Genomic DNA, 17,694 nt, shown 5'->3' with positions numbered 1-17,694 from the left:
CGCGGCGGGCGCGAAGGCGCAGGGCGCGGCGCGCAGCGCAGGATCGAGCGCCGCGGCGGGCGGCAGGCGCTGGACGGCGTCCAGCACCTCCCGCGGCGCGGCGGCGGATGTCGCTCCGGGCAGGAGCGCGGCGGGCAACGCGATGGCGCAGAACGCCAGGACGAGTGCCCGCCGCATGCCCGTCCTCAGATCGGATCCCAGCAGAAGACGTCGCCGGACCGCTCGAGCTTCGAGAAGCCCTGCGCGAGCGACGGCAGCGCGTATTCGGCGATCGCCTCCGGCGTCCAGCCATCCTGGCGGTGCACCGACTTGATCGGCCGGATCTGGCTGTAGACGAACAGCTCGTTCATGCGCGGGGAGAAGATCTGACCCGTCACGTCCTTCGCCGCGTCCGAGGCGAGGAAGACCGCGAGCGGCGCGTTCTTGTCCGGCGTCATCTGCATGATGCGCTCGACGCGGCGCTTCTGCTCGGGCGTCTCCGCCGGGATGGTGCCGGTCATGCGGGACCAGGCGAAGGGCGCGATGCAGTTCGACCGCACGTTGAAGCGCGCCATGTCGAGCGCGATGGACTTGGACAGCCCCACGATGCCGATCTTGGCCGCCGAATAGTTCGCCTGGCCGAAATTGCCGATCAGGCCGGAGGTCGAGGACATGTGCACGAAGGCGCCGGATTGCTGCGCGCGGAAATGCGTCGCGGCGGCGCGGGAGACGTAGAACGACCCGGAGAGATGCACCGCGATGACGGAGTCCCATTCCTCCGGCGTCATGCGGTGGAAGATCTGGTCGCGCAGGATGCCGGCATTGTTCACGACGATGTCGATGCGGCCGAAATGGTCCATCGCCGCCTGCACGATCTTCTGCGCGCTGGCCCAGGTCGCGACGCTGTCGGACGAGATCTCGGACACGCCGCCATTCTGCGCGATGATCGCCTTGGTCTGCTGCGCCGGCGTCGCGTCCTGGCCCTCGCCGGAGACGGAGGCGCCGACATCGTTGATGATGACCTTGGCACCCTGGCCGGCCATCATGATGGCGATCTCCCGCCCGATGCCGTTCCCGGCCCCCGTCACGATGGCGACCTTACCCTCGAGCATGTTGGGCATGCGGCGTTCCCTCCTCGGTTTTAAGCCTGGAAGGGTTCTAGACCCGGCCCCGCGGGCCGTGAAGCCGGGTTGCCCGCCCGGGGCCGCGCGCCTAATGAACGTCCGGGGATACGAACGGGGCTTCAACGTGGCGCTGGTGACGCTGGACGGCGTGGGCAAGACCTATCGCGGCCGCACGGGGGCGTGGGAGGCGGTGCGCGACTTCACCCTCGACCTCGCCGAGGGCGAGTTCTTCTGCCTGCTCGGCACCTCGGGCTGCGGCAAGACGACGGTGCTCAACATGGTCGCGGGCTTCGAGCAGCCGACGGCGGGGCGCATCCTGCTCGACGGCCGCCCGGTGGACCGGCCGGGTGCCGATCGCGGCGTCGTCTTCCAGGGCCATGACAGCCTCTATGACTGGCTGACCGCGCTCGACAACATCGGGTTCGGGCTGCGCCTGCGCGGCATGGGCCGCGGCGAGCGCCGCGCGAAGGCCGAGCACTACCTGAAGATGGTCGGGCTGACGGGGCAGGGCGCGAAGCACCCGTCCGAACTCTCCGGCGGGATGAAGCAGCGCATCCAGATCGCGCGCGCGCTCGCCAACGACCCGCGCATCCTGCTGATGGACGAGCCCTTCGGCGCGCTGGATGCCATGACGCGCGCCGTGCTGCAGGGCGAGCTCAGCCGCATCTGGGCGGAGACACGCAAGACGGTGCTGTTCATCACCCACGACATCGAGGAGGCCTGCGCGCTCGCGACGCGGGTCGGCGTGATGAAGCGCGGCCCGGGCGGGACGCTGAAGGCGGTCATCCCCGTCGACCTGCCCTTCCCGCGCGAACGCACATCCGACGCCTTCATGTCGGTGTTCCGCGACGTGCACGCCCTCATTCACGATGAGATCCACGGTGCGCACTGAACGCCTCGTCACCGTCGCGGGCTACCTCGCCGGCTTCGGCCTGCTGTTCCTCATCTGGCACCTGGCGGCGACGACGCTGGTGCGCTCCACCCTGTTCCCGCCGCCCGGGCCGGTGCTGGAACGCGCCTGGGTGCTGATCGAGGACGGCATCCTCCAGGAGCAGGTGATCGCGTCCCTCAAGCGCATCGGCCAGGGCTTCCTGCTGGGCTCGGCGATCGGCATCCCGGTCGGCCTGGCGATCGGCTCCTTCAAGCCGGTGCGCTGGATGCTGGAGCCCTGGACGGAATTCTTCCGCTTCATCCCGGCCGTCGCGATGATCACCGTCGCCGTCATCTGGTTCGGCATCGGGGAGGAGAGCAAGGTCTTCCTCATCGCCTACACCACGGTCTTCGTCGTCATCATCAGCACGGCGGCCGGTGTCGGCGCGGTGGGGCGCGACAAGATCCGGGCGGCGCAATGCCTGGGCGCGACGCGGCTGCAGGTGTTCCGGCTCGTCGCCCTGCCGGCGACGGTGCCCTACATCCTGACCGGCATGCGGCTTGCCATGTCCAACGCCTTCGTCACCATCGTGGCGGCGGAACTCGTCGCCTCCAATGACGGGCTGGGCAAGATGCTGTGGGATGCGCGGCTTTTCATGCAGATCGAGGACATCTTCGTCGCCCTCGTCGCCCTCGGGATGCTCGGCTTCGCGACCGACCGGACCTTCCGCTTCCTCATCCGCGCCTTCGCGGGTCGATTCAACGCCACGGTGTGAGCACGCCTCCGGCGTCACGCAACGGTCTGAACAGGGAGACCATCACGATGAACCGTCGTTCCATCCTCGCGCTGCCCGCCGCCGCGGCCGGCGCCTATGTGCTGCCCGCCGCGGGCCAGTCGCCCACGCGCGTGACCATCGCGACCGGCGTCGACCCGTCCTTCGCGCCCTATTACGTCGCCAAGGAAGGCGGCTTCTTCGAGCGCAACGGGCTCGACGTGACGGTCAACACCGGCCCCTCCGGCTCGGCCATGATCGCCTTCCTGATCGGCAACCAGATCAATTCCGCCTATGGCGCGGAACAGGCCGGCGTGTCGGCCCATGTGCGCGACCCGAACGTGGTGGCGGTCGCCGAGGGCACGGCGCTGCTGCGCTGGATCAGCGTGCTGGGGCGCAACATCCGCACGATGGACGAGCTCAAGGGCAAGCGCGTCGGCGTCGCGCGCGGCACGGGCAGCGAGACCTTCTGGCTCTCGGTCGTCGCCAAGCTCAACCTCAACCCGGCCGACTACACCATCGTGAATGTCGAGGCGCCGGAGATGGTCGCCGCCCTCGAACGCGGCAACATCGACGCCTTCGCGGTGTGGGAGCCCTGGCCGACCCGCGCCCAGCGCGCCATCCCCAACACCCATATCCTCGTGAACAACGAGCAGATCCAGATCGTCCGCAACTTCGTCTACATGAACAAGGCCTGGGCCGAGCAGAACCGCCCGACGACCGAGCGGCTGATGCGCTCCCTGATCCAGGCGCAGGAGTTCATCGCCGGCAACCGCGACCAGGCGGCGCAGCAGGTGGCGCGCTTCCTGCGCCAGGACCGCGGCCTGATGGCCGAGCTGATGACCAAGGTCGAGTACAAGATGAACCTGACGCCCGACAGCGTCGGCAACATCCAGCTCGCGATCGACCAGCTGCGCGGGATGAACCGGCTCGACCGTCCGGTGACGACGAACGACGTGATCTGGGCCGAGCCGCTGCGCTGGGTCGCGCCGGACCGCGTCAGGATCTGACCGGCATGGCGGCGGACAAGGGCGCCGAGCGTGTCCGCCGCCTCGCGGCGCATGTCGCGGAGCATCTGAAGGCGGACCTCACCCTCCGCCTCTGGGACGGGTCGGAGGTGCCGCTCGGGCCCGCGCCGCGCGGCGATGTCGCGGTCGCCATCCGCGACCCGGCGGCACTCACGCGCCTGGTGCGCCGGCCGCGCCTGACCACGCTGATCGAGGCCATGGCCGCGGGCGACGTCGCGATCGAGGGCGGCACGCTGCTCGACCTGGCGGAGCGCGCGGAACATGGCCGGCGCGGGCTGCTCAAGCGGCTCGACAAGATGGAACTGGCACGCGCGCTGCTGCCCTTCGCCTTCGGCGCGGGCAAGACGCAGGGCTCGCACGCCTTCTCCGGCCCCGGCGATGCCGCGAAGTATGGCGAAGGGCGCGACGACAAGGCCCTGATGCACTTTCACTACGACCTGTCGAACGCCTTCTATGCGCTCTTTCTCTGCCCGGAGATGGTCTACACCTGCGCCTACTACCCGACGCCGGAGACGACGCTGGAGCAGGCGCAGGTCGCCAAGCTCGACATCGTCTGCCGCAAGCTGCGGCTGCAGCCGGGCGAACGCTTCCTTGACATCGGCTGCGGCTGGGGCGGGCTCGTCTGCCACGCCGCGCGGCACTATGGCGTGAAGGCGCATGGCGTGACGCTGGCCGAGGAGCAATACGCCTATGCGGTCGAGAAGGTGAAGCGCCTCGGCCTCGAGGATCGCGTCACCATCGAGCTGACCGACTTCCGCACGCTGAAGGCCGAGCCCTTCGACAAGGTGGCCAGCGTCGGCATGTACGAGGCCGTCGGGCTCGACAACCGCGAGGGCTATTTCGCGCGCATCCGCGAATTGCTCCGCCCGCGTGGGGCCTATCTGCACCACGCCATCGCGCGGCCAATGAAGCGGGACGAGAAGACCTTCCGCAAGAAGCGCCCGGAATTCGAGGCGCTGACGCGCTACATCTTCCCGGGCGGGGAACTGGATCATCTCGGCGCCGAGCATGACGCGCTGGAGCGCAACGGCTTCGAGATCCACGATGTCGAGGCGCTGCGCGAGCATTACGCCCGCACCTGCCGCGCCTGGACGGAACGGCTGTTCGCCAACCGCGACGCGGCGGTGGCCGAAGTGGGCGCGGCCAAGACCGACATCTGGATCACCTACATGGCCGGCTGCGCGCTCGCCTTCGAGCGCGGCACGGTCGGCATCTTCCAGACGCTGGCGACCAAGCGCGCGCGGGGTGCGTCCGGCCTGCCGCTGACGCGGGCGGATCTCTACGCGCGATGATGCGTCGCGCGACGGCCGCGGACCTCGGCGCCATCGTCGCGCTGCTGGCCGACGACATGCTGGGCGCGGGGCGCGAGAAGCCCGGCGATCCGGCCTACGAAGCCGCCTTCGCGGCCATCGACGCCGATCCCAACCAGTATCTGGCCGTGGCGGAGGAGGATGGGCGCATCGTCGGCTGCCTGCAGCTCTCCTTCATCCCCGGCCTGTCGCGGCTGGGCATGTGGCGCGGCCAGATCGAGAGCGTGCGCATCGCGGCGAGCCATCGCGGCGCCGGCCTTGGGCGCCGCATGTTCGCGTGGGCCATCGGCGAGTGCCGCGCGCGCGGCTGCGGCCTTGTCCAGCTGACGACGGACAAGGCGCGCCCCGATGCACGGCGCTTCTACGAATCCCTCGGCTTCAAGGCGAGCCACGAAGGCATGAAGCTGGGCCTCTAGCTACCCTTCGCGGCGATGATGGCGCCCGTCAGGCTCTCGGGGATGCGGGTGCGCCAGGCGCCGGCATCGACCTGCGTGACGAAGTCGAGCACCGCGCGGTTGAAGGCGTCCGGATCCTCGAGGTTCATCGTGTGCCCGCATTTCGGCATCACCAGCAGCGCGCTGGTCGGGATGGTGCGCTTGAGGAAGAGGGACGGTTCGAGCGTCGGGTCGTCCTCGTCGCCGGCGATGACGAAGGTGGGCAGGGTCAGCTGGCGGAACTGCGCCTCCAGGTCTCCGAGGGCGGGACGCTCGCGTTGCACGCCCATCATGGTGTTGGCCGAACCCTCGGCGGAGTGTTCCATCAGCTGCGCGCGGAACTCGGCGTAGCCGCGCGGGTCCTTCTCCTCGAACACCAGCCGCGTCGGGCCGCGGGCATAGACGGCGCCCATGGTCTGCATGCCTTCCGCGCGGATGCGGGTCGCGGTGGCTTCCACCTCGCCGCGGAACTGTTCCCGCTTGCCGGGGGCGGCGCCGTAGCCGACGCCCGCCGCGGTCAGGCTGCGCGCCAGCGCCGGATGGCGCAGGCCGAGATGCAGCGTCGCGAAGGCGCCCATCGAGAGCCCCACCACATGCGCCTTGCCCAGGCCGAGCCCCTTGATGACGGCGGCGATGTCGTCCGTCGCGCGGTCCTGCGAATAGGCCTTGGGGTCCGAGGGCACGGCCGAGGGCGGATAGCCCCGCGCCGCATAGGCGATGCAGCGGTAGCGGCGGGAGAAGAACCGCATCTGCGGCTCCCAGGAGCGATGATCGCCGGCGAATTCGTGCACGAAGACCATCGGGATGCCGCTGCCGGCTTCCTCATAGTGCAGGTCCACGCCGTCATCGGTCCTGATCGTCGGCATACGCGCATTCCCTTTCCTGGAGCGGGCGCAGGATGGCCGCGCGCGAAGGGTCGGTCCAGGCGCCTTGACAGAGGCCGGGGGCGGGCGCATCTGCAATCCGGACCAATCGGGTCCTGATTGCCGGAGGCAGGCGGATTTGCTGCGGCTGTCCAAGCTGACCGACTACGCCGTGGTGGTGCTCACCAGGCTGGAGGAAGCGGAGGAAGGCGGGGTGCTGACAGCGCCCGGCCTCGCCGCCGCCACCGGCCTTGGCGAGCCGACGGTGTCGAAGGTGCTGAAAATCCTGTCCCATGCGGGCCTGGTCGAAGGCCGGCGCGGTGCTGCGGGCGGCTACCGCCTGACCCGGCCGCTCGAGGCCATGCCATTGACCGATGTCATCACGGCGATAGACGGCCCGATCGCGCTGACCGCCTGCGTGGACAACGCCGCCGGCTTCTGCGACGCCGAGGCCACCTGTCCCGTGCGTGGCCGCTGGGACCCCGTGAACGACGCCATCCGCCGGGCCCTGTCCGGCATTTCCATCGCCGATCTCGCGCGCGTGCCGGCCATCGTGCCGCACCCCGAGGTCGCCGCCGCGGAGTAGAGAAGATGCCTGCCGTCACCGAAACCATCGAGACCGTCCAGCAGGCCACCGAGTCCGGCTACAAATGGGGCTTCGAGACGGACATCGAGATGGAGTTCGCCCCCAAGGGGCTGAACGAGGACATCGTCCGCTTCATCAGCGCGAAGAAGAACGAGCCCGCCTGGCTGCTGGAATGGCGCCTGCGCGCCTTCGCCGCCTGGAAGACGATGGAGGAGCCGCGCTGGGCCGCGGTGAAGTACCCGCCGATCGACTACCAGGACAGCTACTACTACGCCGCGCCGAAGCAGAAGGTGGGGCCGAAGTCGCTGGACGAGGTCGATCCCGAACTTCTCAAGACCTACGCCAAGCTCGGCATCCCGCTGCGGGAGCAGGAGATCCTGGCCGGCGTCGAGGGCGCGGGGTCCGTCCCGGCCGAGGGGCGCATGCCGATCGCGGTCGACGCGGTGTTCGACAGCGTCTCCGTCGCGACCTCCTACAAGGAGAGGCTGGGCAAGGAAGGCATCATCTTCTGCGCGATCAGCGAGGCGGTGCAGACGCATCCCGAGCTGGTGCGGAAGTATCTCGGCACCGTCGTGCCGCAGGGCGACAATTTCTTCGCCGCGCTGAACAGCGCGGTCTTCACCGATGGCAGCTTCGTCTACATCCCCAAGGGCGTGCGCTGCCCGATGGAGCTGTCCACCTATTTCCGCATCAATGCGAAGAGCACCGGGCAGTTCGAGCGCACGCTGATCATCGCCGACGAAGGCTCGCACGTCTCCTACCTGGAAGGCTGCACCGCGCCGATGCGCGACGAGAACCAGCTGCACGCGGCGGTGGTCGAGCTGGTGGCGCTCGATGACGCGACCATCAAGTATTCCACGGTGCAGAACTGGTACCCCGGCGATGCCGAGGGCAAGGGCGGCATCTACAACTTCGTCACCAAGCGCGGCGCCTGCCGCGGGGCGCGCAGCAAGATCAGCTGGACGCAGGTGGAGACGGGGTCCGCCATCACCTGGAAGTATCCCTCCTGCATCCTGCAGGGCGAGGATTCGGTGGGCGAGTTCTACTCCGTCGCCATCACCAACAACTACCAGCAGGCCGATACGGGGACGAAGATGTTCCACATCGGCCCGCGGACGCGCTCGACCATCGTGTCGAAGGGCATCAGCGCCGGGCATGGGCAGAACACCTATCGCGGCCTGGTGCGGATCGGCGCCAAGGCGCATGGCGCGCGCAACTTCACCCAGTGCGACAGCCTGCTGATCGGCGATCTGTGTGGCGCGCACACCGTGCCCTACATCGAGAACCGCTGCGTCTCCGCCAAGGTGGAGCACGAGGCGACGACGAGCCGCATCGCCGAGGACCAGCTTTTCTACTGCCGCCAGCGCGGGCTGACGCAGGAAGAAGCGGTCGGCCTGATCGTCAACGGCTTCTGCCGCGAGGTCCTGAAGGAGCTGCCGATGGAGTTCGCGGTGGAAGCGCAGAAGCTGCTGCAGATTTCTCTCGAAGGAAGTGTTGGCTGACCATGCTCAAGATCGAAGGGCTGACCGCCGAAGTCGATGGCAAGGCGATCCTCAAGGGGATCGACCTGGAAGTGCCGAAGGGCGAGGTGCACGCCATCATGGGCCCGAACGGCTCGGGCAAGAGCACGCTGTCCTACGTGCTGTCGGGGCGCGAAGGCTACGAGGTCACGGGCGGCAGCGCGACCTTCAACGGCCACGACATCCTGGCCATGGAGCCGGAGGAACGCGCCGCGGCCGGCCTGTTCCTTGCCTTCCAGTACCCGGTGGAACTGCCCGGCGTGGGCAACGCGACCTTCCTGCGCACCGCGCTGAACGCGCAGCGCAAGGCGAGGGGCGAGGCGGAACTGGACGCCATGCAGTTCCTCAAGCTCGCGCGCGAGCGGATGAAGGCGCTGTCCATGTCCGACGACATGCTCAAGCGCGGCGTGAATGTCGGCTTCTCGGGCGGCGAGAAGAAGCGCAACGAGATCCTGCAGATGGCGCTGCTCAAGCCGAGCATCGCCATCCTGGACGAGACCGATTCCGGCCTCGACATCGATGCGCTCCGGATCGTGGCCGATGGCGTGAACGCGATGCGCGGGCCGGATTTCTCCGCCCTGGTCATCACCCACTACCAGCGGCTGCTCGACTACATCGTGCCGGACCGCGTGCATGTGCTGATGGCCGGGCGCATCGTGAAGTCCGGCGGGCCGGAACTCGCGAAGGAGCTGGAGGCGCAGGGCTACGGCGCCGTCCAGGCCGCGGCATGACGGCGGCGCAGACCGGCGCGACCGGCTTTCTCGCGCGCTACGAAGGGCTGAAGGACCACCTGCCCGGCGCGCGCAAGCCCTGGCTCAACCAGCTGCGCGCGGACGCCGCGGTGCATTTCGCCGCGCGCGGCTTCCCCACGCGCCGCGTGGAGCAGTGGAAGTACACCGACCTCGCCCCCGTCGCGCAGGCCGCCTTCGCCGAGCCGCTGACCTCGGTCGACGGCCAGGTCCACCTGCCGGCGCCGCTCGCGCCCCATCGCGCGGTCTTCGTCGATGGGCGCTTCCGCCCCGACCTCTCCTCGCTCGACGGCCTGCCCTTCCGCGCCCTCGGCCTCGCGCACGACCTCGCGGAGGCCGAGCCCCATCTCGGGGCGCTCGCCAAGCCGGAAAGCGAGCCTCTCGCCGCGCTCAACACCATGCTGTTCGAGGACGGGCTGTTCCTCGACGTGCCCGATGGCGTCGATGGCGGGCTGCTCGAACTCGTCTCCGTCGCGGTCGATCCGGGGCGGCCCTTCGCCTTCCATCCGCGGCACCTGGTCCGCCTTGGCGCGCGCGCGCGGCTGACGCTGATCGAGACCGCGACCGGCGGCGGCCACTGCCTGCACAACCCGGTCTTCGAGATCGAGGTGGCGGAGGGCGCGTCGCTCACCCATGGCCGCATGCTCCAGGAAGCGGCGACGGTCTTCCATCTCTCGACCATCTATGCCCGCGTCGCGGCGGAGGGCACCTATGACAACTTCACCGTCGCCGCCGGCCCGCGGCTGACGCGCAACGAGATCCATGCGGCGCTGGTGGGCCCCAAGGCCGCCTGCCACATGAACGGGGCGCAGATGGCCGCCGACGGGCAGCATGTGGACACGACCACGGCGCTCGACCACGCGGCGCCGGACTGCGCCAGCCGCCAGACCTACAAGACGGTGCTGGCCGGCCGGTCGCGCGGCGTGTTCCAGGGGCGCATCCATGTCCATCGCGTCGCCCAGCGCACCGATGGCTACCAGATGAACCAGGCGCTGCTGCTGAGCGAGGAGGCCGAGATCGACAGCAAGCCGCAGCTGGAGATCTACGCGGACGACGTGAAGTGCAGCCACGGCGCGACGGTCGGCGCGCTCGACGCGGACAGCCTGTTCTACCTCCGCTCTCGCGGCATCCCCGAGGCGCAGGCCAAGGCGATGCTCGTCGAGGCCTTCCTGCACGAGGCGGTGGAGACCGTGACGGACGAGACGCTGAAGGGCGCGCTGACCCGCGCGCTCGATGCCTGGTGGGCGCGCCAGGAGGCAGCCGCGTGATGGACGGGACGACGGCGACGGGCTTCGACGTCCAGCGCATCCGGCAGGATTTCCCGATCCTGTCGCAGCCGCAGGCACGCGGCCGGCCGCTCGTCTTCCTCGATTCCGGAGCATCCGCGCAGAAGCCGCGCGCCGTGATCGACGCCATGGTCCGCTGCATGGAAACGGCCTACGCCAATGTCCATCGCGGCGCCTACCGGCTGTCGGAACTCGCGACCGACGCCTACGAGGCCGCGCGCGCGGCGACCGCCCGCTTCATCAACGCGGCCGATGCGCGGGAGATCGTCTTCACCAAGAACAGCACCGAGGCGATGAACCTCGTCGCCCATGGCTGGGGCCGCGGCGTGCTGAAGCCCGGCCAGGCGGTGCTGATCTCCGAACTCGAGCACCACGCCAACATCGTCCCCTGGCAGATGCTGCGCGACGATCGCGGCAACGAGCTTCGCGTCTGCCGCGTGACGGAGACGGGCGAGATCGACATGGAGGATCTCGCGGCGAAGCTCGCTGACGGGAAGGTCGGGCTCGTCGCCATGGCGCATATGTCGAACGTGCTCGGCACCGTCGCACCGGTCGAGCGCATCGTCGCCATGGCGCATGCGGCGGGGGCGAAGGTGCTGCTCGATGGATCGCAGGCCGCGGTGCACCGGCGCGTGGATGTGCAGGCGATCGGCTGCGACTTCTACTGCTTCACGGGGCACAAGCTGTACGGGCCGACCGGGATCGGCGTGCTCTGGGCGCGGCTCGAGCATCTCGACCGCATGCCGCCCTTCCTCGGCGGCGGGGACATGATCAGCCTCGTCACCTTCGAGAAGTCAGAATGGGCGCCGCCGCCGGCGAAGTTCGAGGCCGGCACGCCGCCCATCATCGAGGCCGTCGGCCTGCACGCCGCCATCGACTACGTGACGGCCATCGGCATGGGCGCGATCGAGGCGCATGAGCGCGCGCTGGTGGACCACGCCATGGGCGCGCTGTCCGAGGTCCCCGGCCTGACGCTGCTCGGCCGCGCGCAGGACCGCGGCGGGGTCTTCGCCTTCGCCCTCGATGCCGCGCATCCGCACGACCTGGCCACGCTGCTCGATCGCGCGGGCATCTGCGTGCGCGCCGGGCGGCATTGCGCGGAGCCGCTGCACGCCCGCTTCGGGATGGAGAACGGCACGACGCGCGCCTCCTTCGGCCTGTATACGACGAAGGAGGAGGTGGACCTGCTGGCGCAGGCGCTCACCGAGGCGCGGGAGTTCTTCAAATGAGCGGGTTGTTCGACGACCTCCGCGACCTCTACCAGGAAGTCATCCTCGATCACGGCCGCAAGCCGCGGAACTTCCGCCGGCTCGAGGATGCGGACGCGACCGCGCGCGGGGACAACCCGATGTGCGGCGACCGCATCGAGCTGTTCGTGAAGCACGCGCCGGACGGCACCATCGCCGATGTCGCCTTCCAGGGGCGTGGCTGTGCCATCTCGACCGCCTCGGCCTCGATCATGACGGAAGTCGTCAAAGGCAAGGACGATGCTGCGGCCAGGGCGCTTGGCGCGACCTTCCGCGAGCTCGCCATGACCGGCGCCTGCCCCGATTGCGACGCGGCACTGGCCGACGACATGGAACGTCTCGCGCCGCTCTCCGGCGTGCATGAATTTCCATCCCGCGTGAAGTGCGCGACGCTCGCCTGGCACACGCTGAATGCCGCGCTCGACGGGACGAAGGAGGCGAGCAGTGAGTGAGGACGTGACCGAGACCCGCGCTGCCTGGACGCCGGAGGGCGAGGTGAAGCCGCCCGCGCCGAAGGTGAGCGAGGACGCCGTCATCGCCGCCATCTCCACGGTCTACGACCCGGAGATCCCGGTCGACATCTACCAGCTCGGCCTGATCTACGCGGTCGAGATCGAGGATGACGGCAAGGTGAAGGTCGAGATGACGCTCACCACCCCCGCCTGCCCCTCGGCGCAGGAACTGCCGAGCCAGGTGGAGGACGCGGTGCGCGCCGTCGATGGCGTGACCGACGTGCTCGTGGAAGTGGTCTGGGACCCGCCCTGGGACCAGACGCGGATGAGCGAGGATGCGCGCCTCGCCTTGAACATGTTCTGAAGGGGGCGAAGATGAGCACCACCACCGAAGCCCCGCGCACGGCCCGTGCCCTGCCGCCGCTGATGTCGCTGACCGAGGGCGCGGCCGAACGCCTGCGCGCGCTCTACGCGAAGGGGGAACACGGCAAGCTGCTGCGCATCGGGGTCAAGACCAAGGGCTGCTCGGGCCTGTCCTACGACCTGTCCTGGACCGATGCGGCCGCGCCCTCGGACGAGGTCATCACCGACCGCGGCGTGACCGTGCTGATCGACCGCAAGGCCACGCTGTTCCTGATCGGCACGGTGATGGACTACGAGGTGAAGGCGATGACGGCCGGCTTCACCTTCACAAACCCGAACGAGAAGGGCCGCTGCGGCTGCGGCGAATCCTTCCACGTCTGATCAGGAGCGCCGGTCCGACCGCAGCGGCGTCCAGACGCCGATCCTCCGCGGCGCCGCGAGCAGCCCGGGCAATGCGGCGTGCCAGGCGTCGCGGTAGGGGCGGTGAAGCTCCACCTCGACCACCTCGCCATGGTCCCGCCAGGTCTCGTGCAGCAGGAAGTGATGCGGGTCCTGGGGGTCCGCGTGCAGCGTGGCGGAGACGAAGCCCGCTTCGTGCCGCATCGCGTCCAGCACGGCATTGAGACGTTCGAGGAACGCCTCGCGCCGCTCAGGCCTCGCCTGGAACTCGATCAGGTAGGTGACGGCCATCGCACGGCTCCCGCTGCTGTCCGGAGCCAGACTGGCCCCGGCAGCGGCGCCGCGCGATGACCTGCCAGGTCATCAGGCCGTGGCGGGCACCAGCCGATAGCCCGTCCCGGCGCGTTCCACGCGGCCCGTGGCCGGCATGTCGAAGTGATAACCGATCACCTGCATACGCTCGGTCGCCGCGCGGTCGAGCAGGCGCTTGCGCGTCTCCACCGCCATGGTCGGGTCCATGTCGAACACCGGGTACCATTCGGGGTTTGCCATGAAGAAGGCGGGCGTCGTGATGGCGTCGCCGATCACCAGCGCCTGCTCGTTGCCGTCATGGATCAGGAAGGAGGTATGGCCCGGGCTGTGGCCGTTGGTTGCCACCGCGCGGATGCCGGGAGCGACCTGCGCGTCCGGGGCGAAGCGCTCCACCTTCTGCGCATAGGGACCGAAGCGGCGGCGCGCATTGGCGAAGGCCGGGCGGCGCGCCTCGCTCGCCCGCGATTCCTCGCCCGCATCCATCCAGAAGGCCCATTCGCGCTCCGGCACGGCGATGGTCGCGTTGGGGTAGATCGCGGCCCCTTCGGCATTGGTCAGGCCGCCGATATGGTCGCCGTGGAAATGCGTGTGCACGATCCGCGTCACGCGCGCGGGGTCGAGCCCCGCCTCCCGCATGTTGGCGTGCATCGCGCCGGTCTGCGGCCCGCCGATCCCGCCCGTGCCGACATCGATCGCGACGAGGCCGCCCGGGCCTTCCACGAAGGTCACGTTGAACGGGTTGCGCATGGCAACGCCCTGGATGCCGGCGGCCTGCAGCGCGCCGCTCACCTGCTCGGCGCTGGCGTTCACCACCAGGCCCTGGCGCACATCCTGGCGGACATTGGTGCCGTCGGTCACGACGGTCACGCGCAGCGCGCCGACCTGGAAACGGTGGACGGCGGGCCCGACGACGGGCGGCGCGGCCTGCGCGGCGGCGTCGCGCGCGCCGACAAGCCCAGGCACGGCAAGAAGCGTGGTGGCGCCCAGCACGGCGCGGCGGTTCATCTGCATCTCATGGCCTCCCTGGCATCTTCTTTCGGGGCGGCAGGACATCCGCCGCCCCGGCGTCGCGCAAGCGACAAGGTCACACGGCGCTCGACCAATCCGCCGGGACGAAGCGGAAGCTCTCGCCGGCGCGCGCGACGAAGCCGTTCGCCGGGAACGGGTAGTGGTAGCCGGTGACGCGGATGCGGTCGGTCGCCACCATGTCGAGAACGCGCCGGCGCGTGGCCGCCGCCGCGTCGCCATCCATGTCGAACACGATCTGCCAGTCCGGCCGCGCCATCATGATCTCCGGCCGGTTGGTCAGGTCGGCCAGGAACATCATCTGCTCCGCGCCGTCGGCGATGCGGAACACGGTGTGCCCGGGCGTGTGGCCCGGTGCGGCGACGGCGGTGATGCCGGGCAGCACCTCGGCCGCCGCCGCGAAGGAGCGGACCTTCTCGCGATACGGCGCGAAGCGCCGCGCGACATTGGCGAAGGTCGGGCGCTGGCCTTCCGGCGTGCGCGTCTGGTTGCCCTCGCCCGTCCACCAGGCCCATTCGGCCTCGGGCACGTGCACCGAGGCGTTCGGGAAGGCGGCGCCGCCTTCCCCGTTCAGCAGGCCGTTGATGTGGTCGCCGTGGAAATGGCTGTGGATCACATGCGTCACGCGCGCCGGGTCGATGCCGGCAGCCGCCATGTTCGCGATCATGCGCCCCGCCGTCGCGCCGGCCGGCGTCACGCCGTTGCCGGCGTCGAACACCGCGAGCGTGTCGCCGCGGTGCACGAAGGTGATGGTGAAGGGAATCACGGTGCGGTCGGTGGGCAGGAAGGCGTCGCGCGCCGCGGCCTGCACCTCGGCGATCGGTGCGTTGCGCACGAAGCCTTCCAGCGGCCGGGCGAAGAACCCGTCATGCACCGTCGTCACGGTGAAGCCGCCGACGCGGAAGCGGTAGAAGCCGGGCGCCTGGGCGGGCGTGGCGGCAGCCTGGGCGAGGGCAGGACGGGCGCGCATAAGCGCGGGAACAGCCATGAGGCTGGCCCCGGCCAGGGCCAGTGCGGTGCGGCGGTCGGTCATGCGGTAGGACGTCCTCGGAATTCCGGAACCCTGAGGGTGGGGCGCATCCGGCGCGGATCAAGCCCCCGTGCGGTCCGGGTTGCCAGTTGCGCCCGCGGATGGGAATGATGTTCCGGAAGCGACCCGATCGCTTCCGTGCGAGCAGGGACCATTCGTGCCGAAGGACGACACGCATCTATCGCCCAGCCTGCGGGCGCCGGCGCGGCCGGGGAGTGCCTCGCGCTTCCTCGGCTGGCTGCTCGGCACGGGCCGCGCCGACGCCGACCATGCCGCGGCGATGCAGGAGGAACTCTTCCGCATCCGCGGCGAACTTTCGGTGCTGCGCGCCGAGGTCGAGGCGATGCACGCCGAGGTCGGCCGCCGCGACATCGCGACGCTCGAGGAACTGCTCCGCGCCGGCAACCGCCGCCAGGTCGAGGCGCTGATCCGCGACCGCACCCAGACCGTGCCGCTGCCGGATGGCAGCGTGCTCTGCCGCGTGCTGGGCCGGTTCAAGCTGTTCGTGGACGCGACCGATGGGGGCATCGCGCCGCACCTGCTGCTCGACGGCTATTGGGAATACTGGGTGACGGAATTCCTCTGCCGCAACGTCGCGCGCGGGGAGACCGCCTGCGATGCCGGCGCGATCTACGGCTACTACAGCCTGCTGCTGGCCGACCTGGTGGGGCCAGAGGGGCGCATCGTGGCGCTCGAGCCCAATCCCTGGCTGCACTGGCTGCTGTCGCGCAACATCACCCTCAACGGGCTCGGCGCCCGTGTCGTGGCACGCCGGCTCGCGGTCGGCGCCGGCGGGCAGGACGGCGTCACGCTGCCGGCGCTGATGACCGGCCCGGCGGATGGCGCCTTCGCGGACCGTTTCGCGGAGGAGGAGGGGCGCACGGTCTTCACCGCGTCGTCCACCTCGCTGCCCGACGCGGCCGGCGGCCCGCTGGACCTGCTGCGCATCGGCTTCACCCCGCGCGCGATCGACCTCGTCGCGGGCTGCGAGGCGCTGGCCATCCGCAACCCGGGCATCCGCATCCTGCTCGACTTCGACGCGGGGCGGACCGAGGACCCGGCGGCGCTGCTGGCCGCCCTCGGCGCGCGCTGGCCGCTGCGCTTCATCGACGGGGATTCCCGCGCCAAGGCCTGCACGGCGGCGGAGCTGCTCGCAACGCGGCGCGTCGCGACGCTCTATCTCTCGATGGTGGAACCACGCTGATGGACGGCCTTCCCCCCTTGCTGCGCCGGCTCGGCGCCTGGTTCGCGCCGCCGGCCGCCCTTTCGCGCGCCGCGCCGGCGCAGCGCGAAAGCTACGCCTATCTCGGCAATGGCCGGGCCGTGACGCTGACGCATCGGGGGCACCAGCTGATGCTGGACGCGACCGATATCGGCATGACGCCGCATCTCGCCCTGCGCGGGGAGTGGGAGCGGGCGGTGGAGGAGGCGGTGCTCTCGCTGCTTGTCCCCGGCGCTGCGGTGGTCGAGGTCGGCGCCAATATCGGCTACCACACGCTGGCGATGGCGACGACGATCGGTGCTTCGGGCCGGCTGCACGCCTTCGAGCCCAACCCGCGGCTCGTTCCCCTGCTGGCGGCCTCGGTCGCGCTGAACGGCTTCGGCGACCGCGTGACGGTGCATCCCAGGGCGGCGTCGGATGCGGCGGGGCGCGTCGCGCTGCTCGTCCACCCGGAACACGCCGGCAGCGGGCATCTCGAAGTCGCAGCCGTCGGGCCCGGCTACACCCAGCGGCACGAGATCGAGACGGTGCGCATCGACGACGCGGTGGGCGAGGGCTTCGGCCCGGCGCGGCTGATGCGCCTGGATTGCGAAGGGGCGGAACCGCTCGCGCTGCGCGGGGCGGAGGCGCTGATCCGCCGGTCCCCCGACCTGGTCGTGGTGATGGAATGGTCGGTGCCGATGATGCGCGCGCGCGCCGATGTCGCGGCCTTCGCCGCCTGGCTCGAAGGGCTGGGCCTGGCCCACGCCTGGCGGATCGAGGGCGCCGGCCGCGTGCCGGTCGCGATGGCCGACCTGCCCGACCTGCCGCACAGCGAGGTGGTGCTCGCGCGCCGCCCCCTGTAGCGGCGCGTCACCGCGCGAAGGCGACCACCGCTTCCATCTGCGCGGAATGGACGAACTGGTCGATCGGCGTCGCCGCCGCGACGCGCCAGCCCGCCTGCGCGAAGGCGCGCCCGTCGCGCGACAGCGCGGCCGGGTTGCAGGAGACATAGACGACGAGCGGCACCGCGCTGCGCGCGAGCAGCGGCACCTGCGCCGGCGCGCCGCCATGCGGCGGGTCCAGCACCACGGCGGCGAAGCCCGCTAGCTCCGCCGGTTCCAGCGGCTGGCGGTCGAGGT

20 protein-coding genes and 1 pseudogene are annotated in these 17,694 nt (G+C 70.2%); 15 read left to right on the top strand and 6 right to left on the bottom strand.

Going from position 1 to position 17,694, the window contains the following annotated elements; all coding sequences use genetic code 11:
- Positions 1–185: 185 nt before the first annotated feature.
- Positions 186–1,100, bottom strand: coding sequence for an SDR family NAD(P)-dependent oxidoreductase (locus HW577_RS08540; RefSeq protein WP_232474779.1), 915 nt, complete (start codon positions 1,098–1,100; stop codon positions 186–188).
- 94 nt (positions 1,101–1,194) lie between these two features.
- Between HW577_RS08540 and HW577_RS08535 the strand changes: the two genes are divergently transcribed.
- The 5 genes from HW577_RS08535 to HW577_RS08515 are packed head-to-tail and all read left to right on the top strand — an operon-like array spanning position 1,195 to position 5,500.
- The gene (locus HW577_RS08535) at positions 1,195–1,995 is read left to right on the top strand and encodes an ABC transporter ATP-binding protein (protein WP_198375719.1); all 801 of its coding nucleotides are present in this window, start codon (positions 1,195–1,197) and stop codon (positions 1,993–1,995) included.
- Complete coding sequence (locus tag HW577_RS26860) at positions 1,985–2,749, top strand: ABC transporter permease (protein WP_198375718.1); 765 nt, start codon at positions 1,985–1,987, stop codon at positions 2,747–2,749. Before HW577_RS08535 ends, HW577_RS26860 begins: the two co-directional genes overlap by 11 nt.
- A 47-nt stretch (positions 2,750–2,796) precedes the next feature.
- Positions 2,797–3,756, top strand: a complete 960-nt coding sequence (locus HW577_RS08525; RefSeq protein ID WP_198375717.1) for an ABC transporter substrate-binding protein — start codon at positions 2,797–2,799, stop codon at positions 3,754–3,756.
- Positions 3,757–3,761: 5 nt separating this feature from the next.
- A complete protein-coding gene (locus HW577_RS08520; RefSeq protein WP_198375716.1) occupies positions 3,762–5,066 on the top strand; it encodes an SAM-dependent methyltransferase in 1,305 nt (434 codons plus the stop codon).
- Positions 5,063–5,500 carry a GNAT family N-acetyltransferase gene (locus HW577_RS08515; protein WP_198375715.1) on the top strand — a complete coding sequence of 146 codons (438 nt, stop codon included), beginning with the start codon at positions 5,063–5,065 and terminating at the stop codon, positions 5,498–5,500. Before HW577_RS08520 ends, HW577_RS08515 begins: the two co-directional genes overlap by 4 nt.
- On the opposite strand, the gene HW577_RS08510 is transcribed toward HW577_RS08515, so the two are convergent.
- Positions 5,497–6,384 carry an alpha/beta fold hydrolase gene (locus tag HW577_RS08510; RefSeq protein WP_198375714.1) on the bottom strand — a complete coding sequence of 296 codons (888 nt, stop codon included), beginning with the start codon at positions 6,382–6,384 and terminating at the stop codon, positions 5,497–5,499. The two genes, HW577_RS08515 and HW577_RS08510, sit on opposite strands and share 4 nt — an antisense overlap.
- A 136-nt stretch (positions 6,385–6,520) precedes the next feature.
- Between HW577_RS08510 and HW577_RS08505 the strand changes: the two genes are divergently transcribed.
- Genes HW577_RS08505 through HW577_RS08470 form a run of 8 tightly spaced genes read left to right on the top strand, consistent with a single transcriptional unit; the run spans position 6,521 to position 12,965 of the window.
- Positions 6,521–6,967 (top strand): SUF system Fe-S cluster assembly regulator, encoded by a 447-nt coding sequence (locus HW577_RS08505; RefSeq protein WP_198375713.1) that lies wholly within the window; start codon positions 6,521–6,523, stop codon positions 6,965–6,967.
- Between the two features lie 5 nt (positions 6,968–6,972).
- On the top strand, positions 6,973–8,469 hold the full coding sequence (gene sufB / locus HW577_RS08500) for a Fe-S cluster assembly protein SufB (RefSeq protein ID WP_198375712.1): 1,497 nt from the start codon (positions 6,973–6,975) through the stop codon (positions 8,467–8,469).
- 2 nt (positions 8,470–8,471) lie between these two features.
- The gene (sufC, locus tag HW577_RS08495) at positions 8,472–9,218 is read left to right on the top strand and encodes a Fe-S cluster assembly ATPase SufC (protein WP_198375711.1); all 747 of its coding nucleotides are present in this window, start codon (positions 8,472–8,474) and stop codon (positions 9,216–9,218) included.
- Positions 9,215–10,504 carry a Fe-S cluster assembly protein SufD gene (sufD, locus tag HW577_RS08490; RefSeq protein WP_198375710.1) on the top strand — a complete coding sequence of 430 codons (1,290 nt, stop codon included), beginning with the start codon at positions 9,215–9,217 and terminating at the stop codon, positions 10,502–10,504. Before sufC ends, sufD begins: the two co-directional genes overlap by 4 nt.
- Complete coding sequence (locus HW577_RS08485) at positions 10,504–11,751, top strand: aminotransferase class V-fold PLP-dependent enzyme (protein WP_198375709.1); 1,248 nt, start codon at positions 10,504–10,506, stop codon at positions 11,749–11,751. The genes sufD and HW577_RS08485 overlap by 1 nt, the downstream gene beginning before the upstream one ends.
- Complete coding sequence (sufU, locus tag HW577_RS08480) at positions 11,748–12,221, top strand: Fe-S cluster assembly sulfur transfer protein SufU (protein ID WP_419956579.1); 474 nt, start codon at positions 11,748–11,750, stop codon at positions 12,219–12,221. Before HW577_RS08485 ends, sufU begins: the two co-directional genes overlap by 4 nt.
- On the top strand, positions 12,214–12,585 hold the full coding sequence (locus HW577_RS08475) for an SUF system Fe-S cluster assembly protein (protein ID WP_332837558.1): 372 nt from the start codon (positions 12,214–12,216) through the stop codon (positions 12,583–12,585). The genes sufU and HW577_RS08475 overlap by 8 nt, the downstream gene beginning before the upstream one ends.
- Before the next feature lie 11 nt (positions 12,586–12,596).
- The gene (locus tag HW577_RS08470) at positions 12,597–12,965 is read left to right on the top strand and encodes a HesB/IscA family protein (protein WP_198375707.1); all 369 of its coding nucleotides are present in this window, start codon (positions 12,597–12,599) and stop codon (positions 12,963–12,965) included.
- Here HW577_RS08470 and HW577_RS08465 read toward each other — a convergent pair whose 3' ends face one another.
- The 3 genes from HW577_RS08465 to HW577_RS08455 all read right to left on the bottom strand — a co-directional run bounded on the left by HW577_RS08465 (position 12,966) and on the right by HW577_RS08455 (position 15,354).
- Positions 12,966–13,274: a putative quinol monooxygenase gene (locus HW577_RS08465; RefSeq protein ID WP_198375706.1), complete on the bottom strand. Its 309-nt coding sequence runs from the start codon at positions 13,272–13,274 to the stop codon at positions 12,966–12,968. It abuts the gene before it with no gap.
- A gap of 72 nt (positions 13,275–13,346) precedes the next feature.
- A complete protein-coding gene (locus tag HW577_RS08460) occupies positions 13,347–14,300 on the bottom strand; it encodes an MBL fold metallo-hydrolase (protein ID WP_232474778.1) in 954 nt (317 codons plus the stop codon).
- A 79-nt stretch (positions 14,301–14,379) separates the two neighbouring features.
- Entirely contained in the window at positions 14,380–15,354 is a 975-nt protein-coding gene (locus HW577_RS08455; RefSeq protein WP_198375704.1) for an MBL fold metallo-hydrolase, read from the bottom strand.
- A gap of 154 nt (positions 15,355–15,508) precedes the next feature.
- Between HW577_RS08455 and HW577_RS08450 the strand changes: the two genes are divergently transcribed.
- Positions 15,509–16,555: a class I SAM-dependent methyltransferase gene (locus HW577_RS08450; RefSeq protein WP_198375703.1), complete on the top strand. Its 1,047-nt coding sequence runs from the start codon at positions 15,509–15,511 to the stop codon at positions 16,553–16,555.
- Positions 16,555–17,418, top strand: a complete 864-nt coding sequence (locus HW577_RS08445; protein WP_198375702.1) for an FkbM family methyltransferase — start codon at positions 16,555–16,557, stop codon at positions 17,416–17,418. Before HW577_RS08450 ends, HW577_RS08445 begins: the two co-directional genes overlap by 1 nt.
- Positions 17,419–17,425: 7 nt before the next feature.
- Here the strand turns inward: HW577_RS08445 and HW577_RS08440 are convergent.
- Positions 17,426–17,694, bottom strand: a pseudogene (locus HW577_RS08440) (class I SAM-dependent RNA methyltransferase); the annotation flags it as partial.

Source organism: Neoroseomonas rubea (assembly GCF_016106015.1).
GTDB classification, from domain to species: Bacteria; Pseudomonadota; Alphaproteobacteria; order Acetobacterales; family Acetobacteraceae; genus Neoroseomonas; species Neoroseomonas rubea.
The sequence above is the reverse complement of the archived record's forward strand: the minus strand, read 5'-3'. Positions and strand labels throughout refer to the sequence as shown.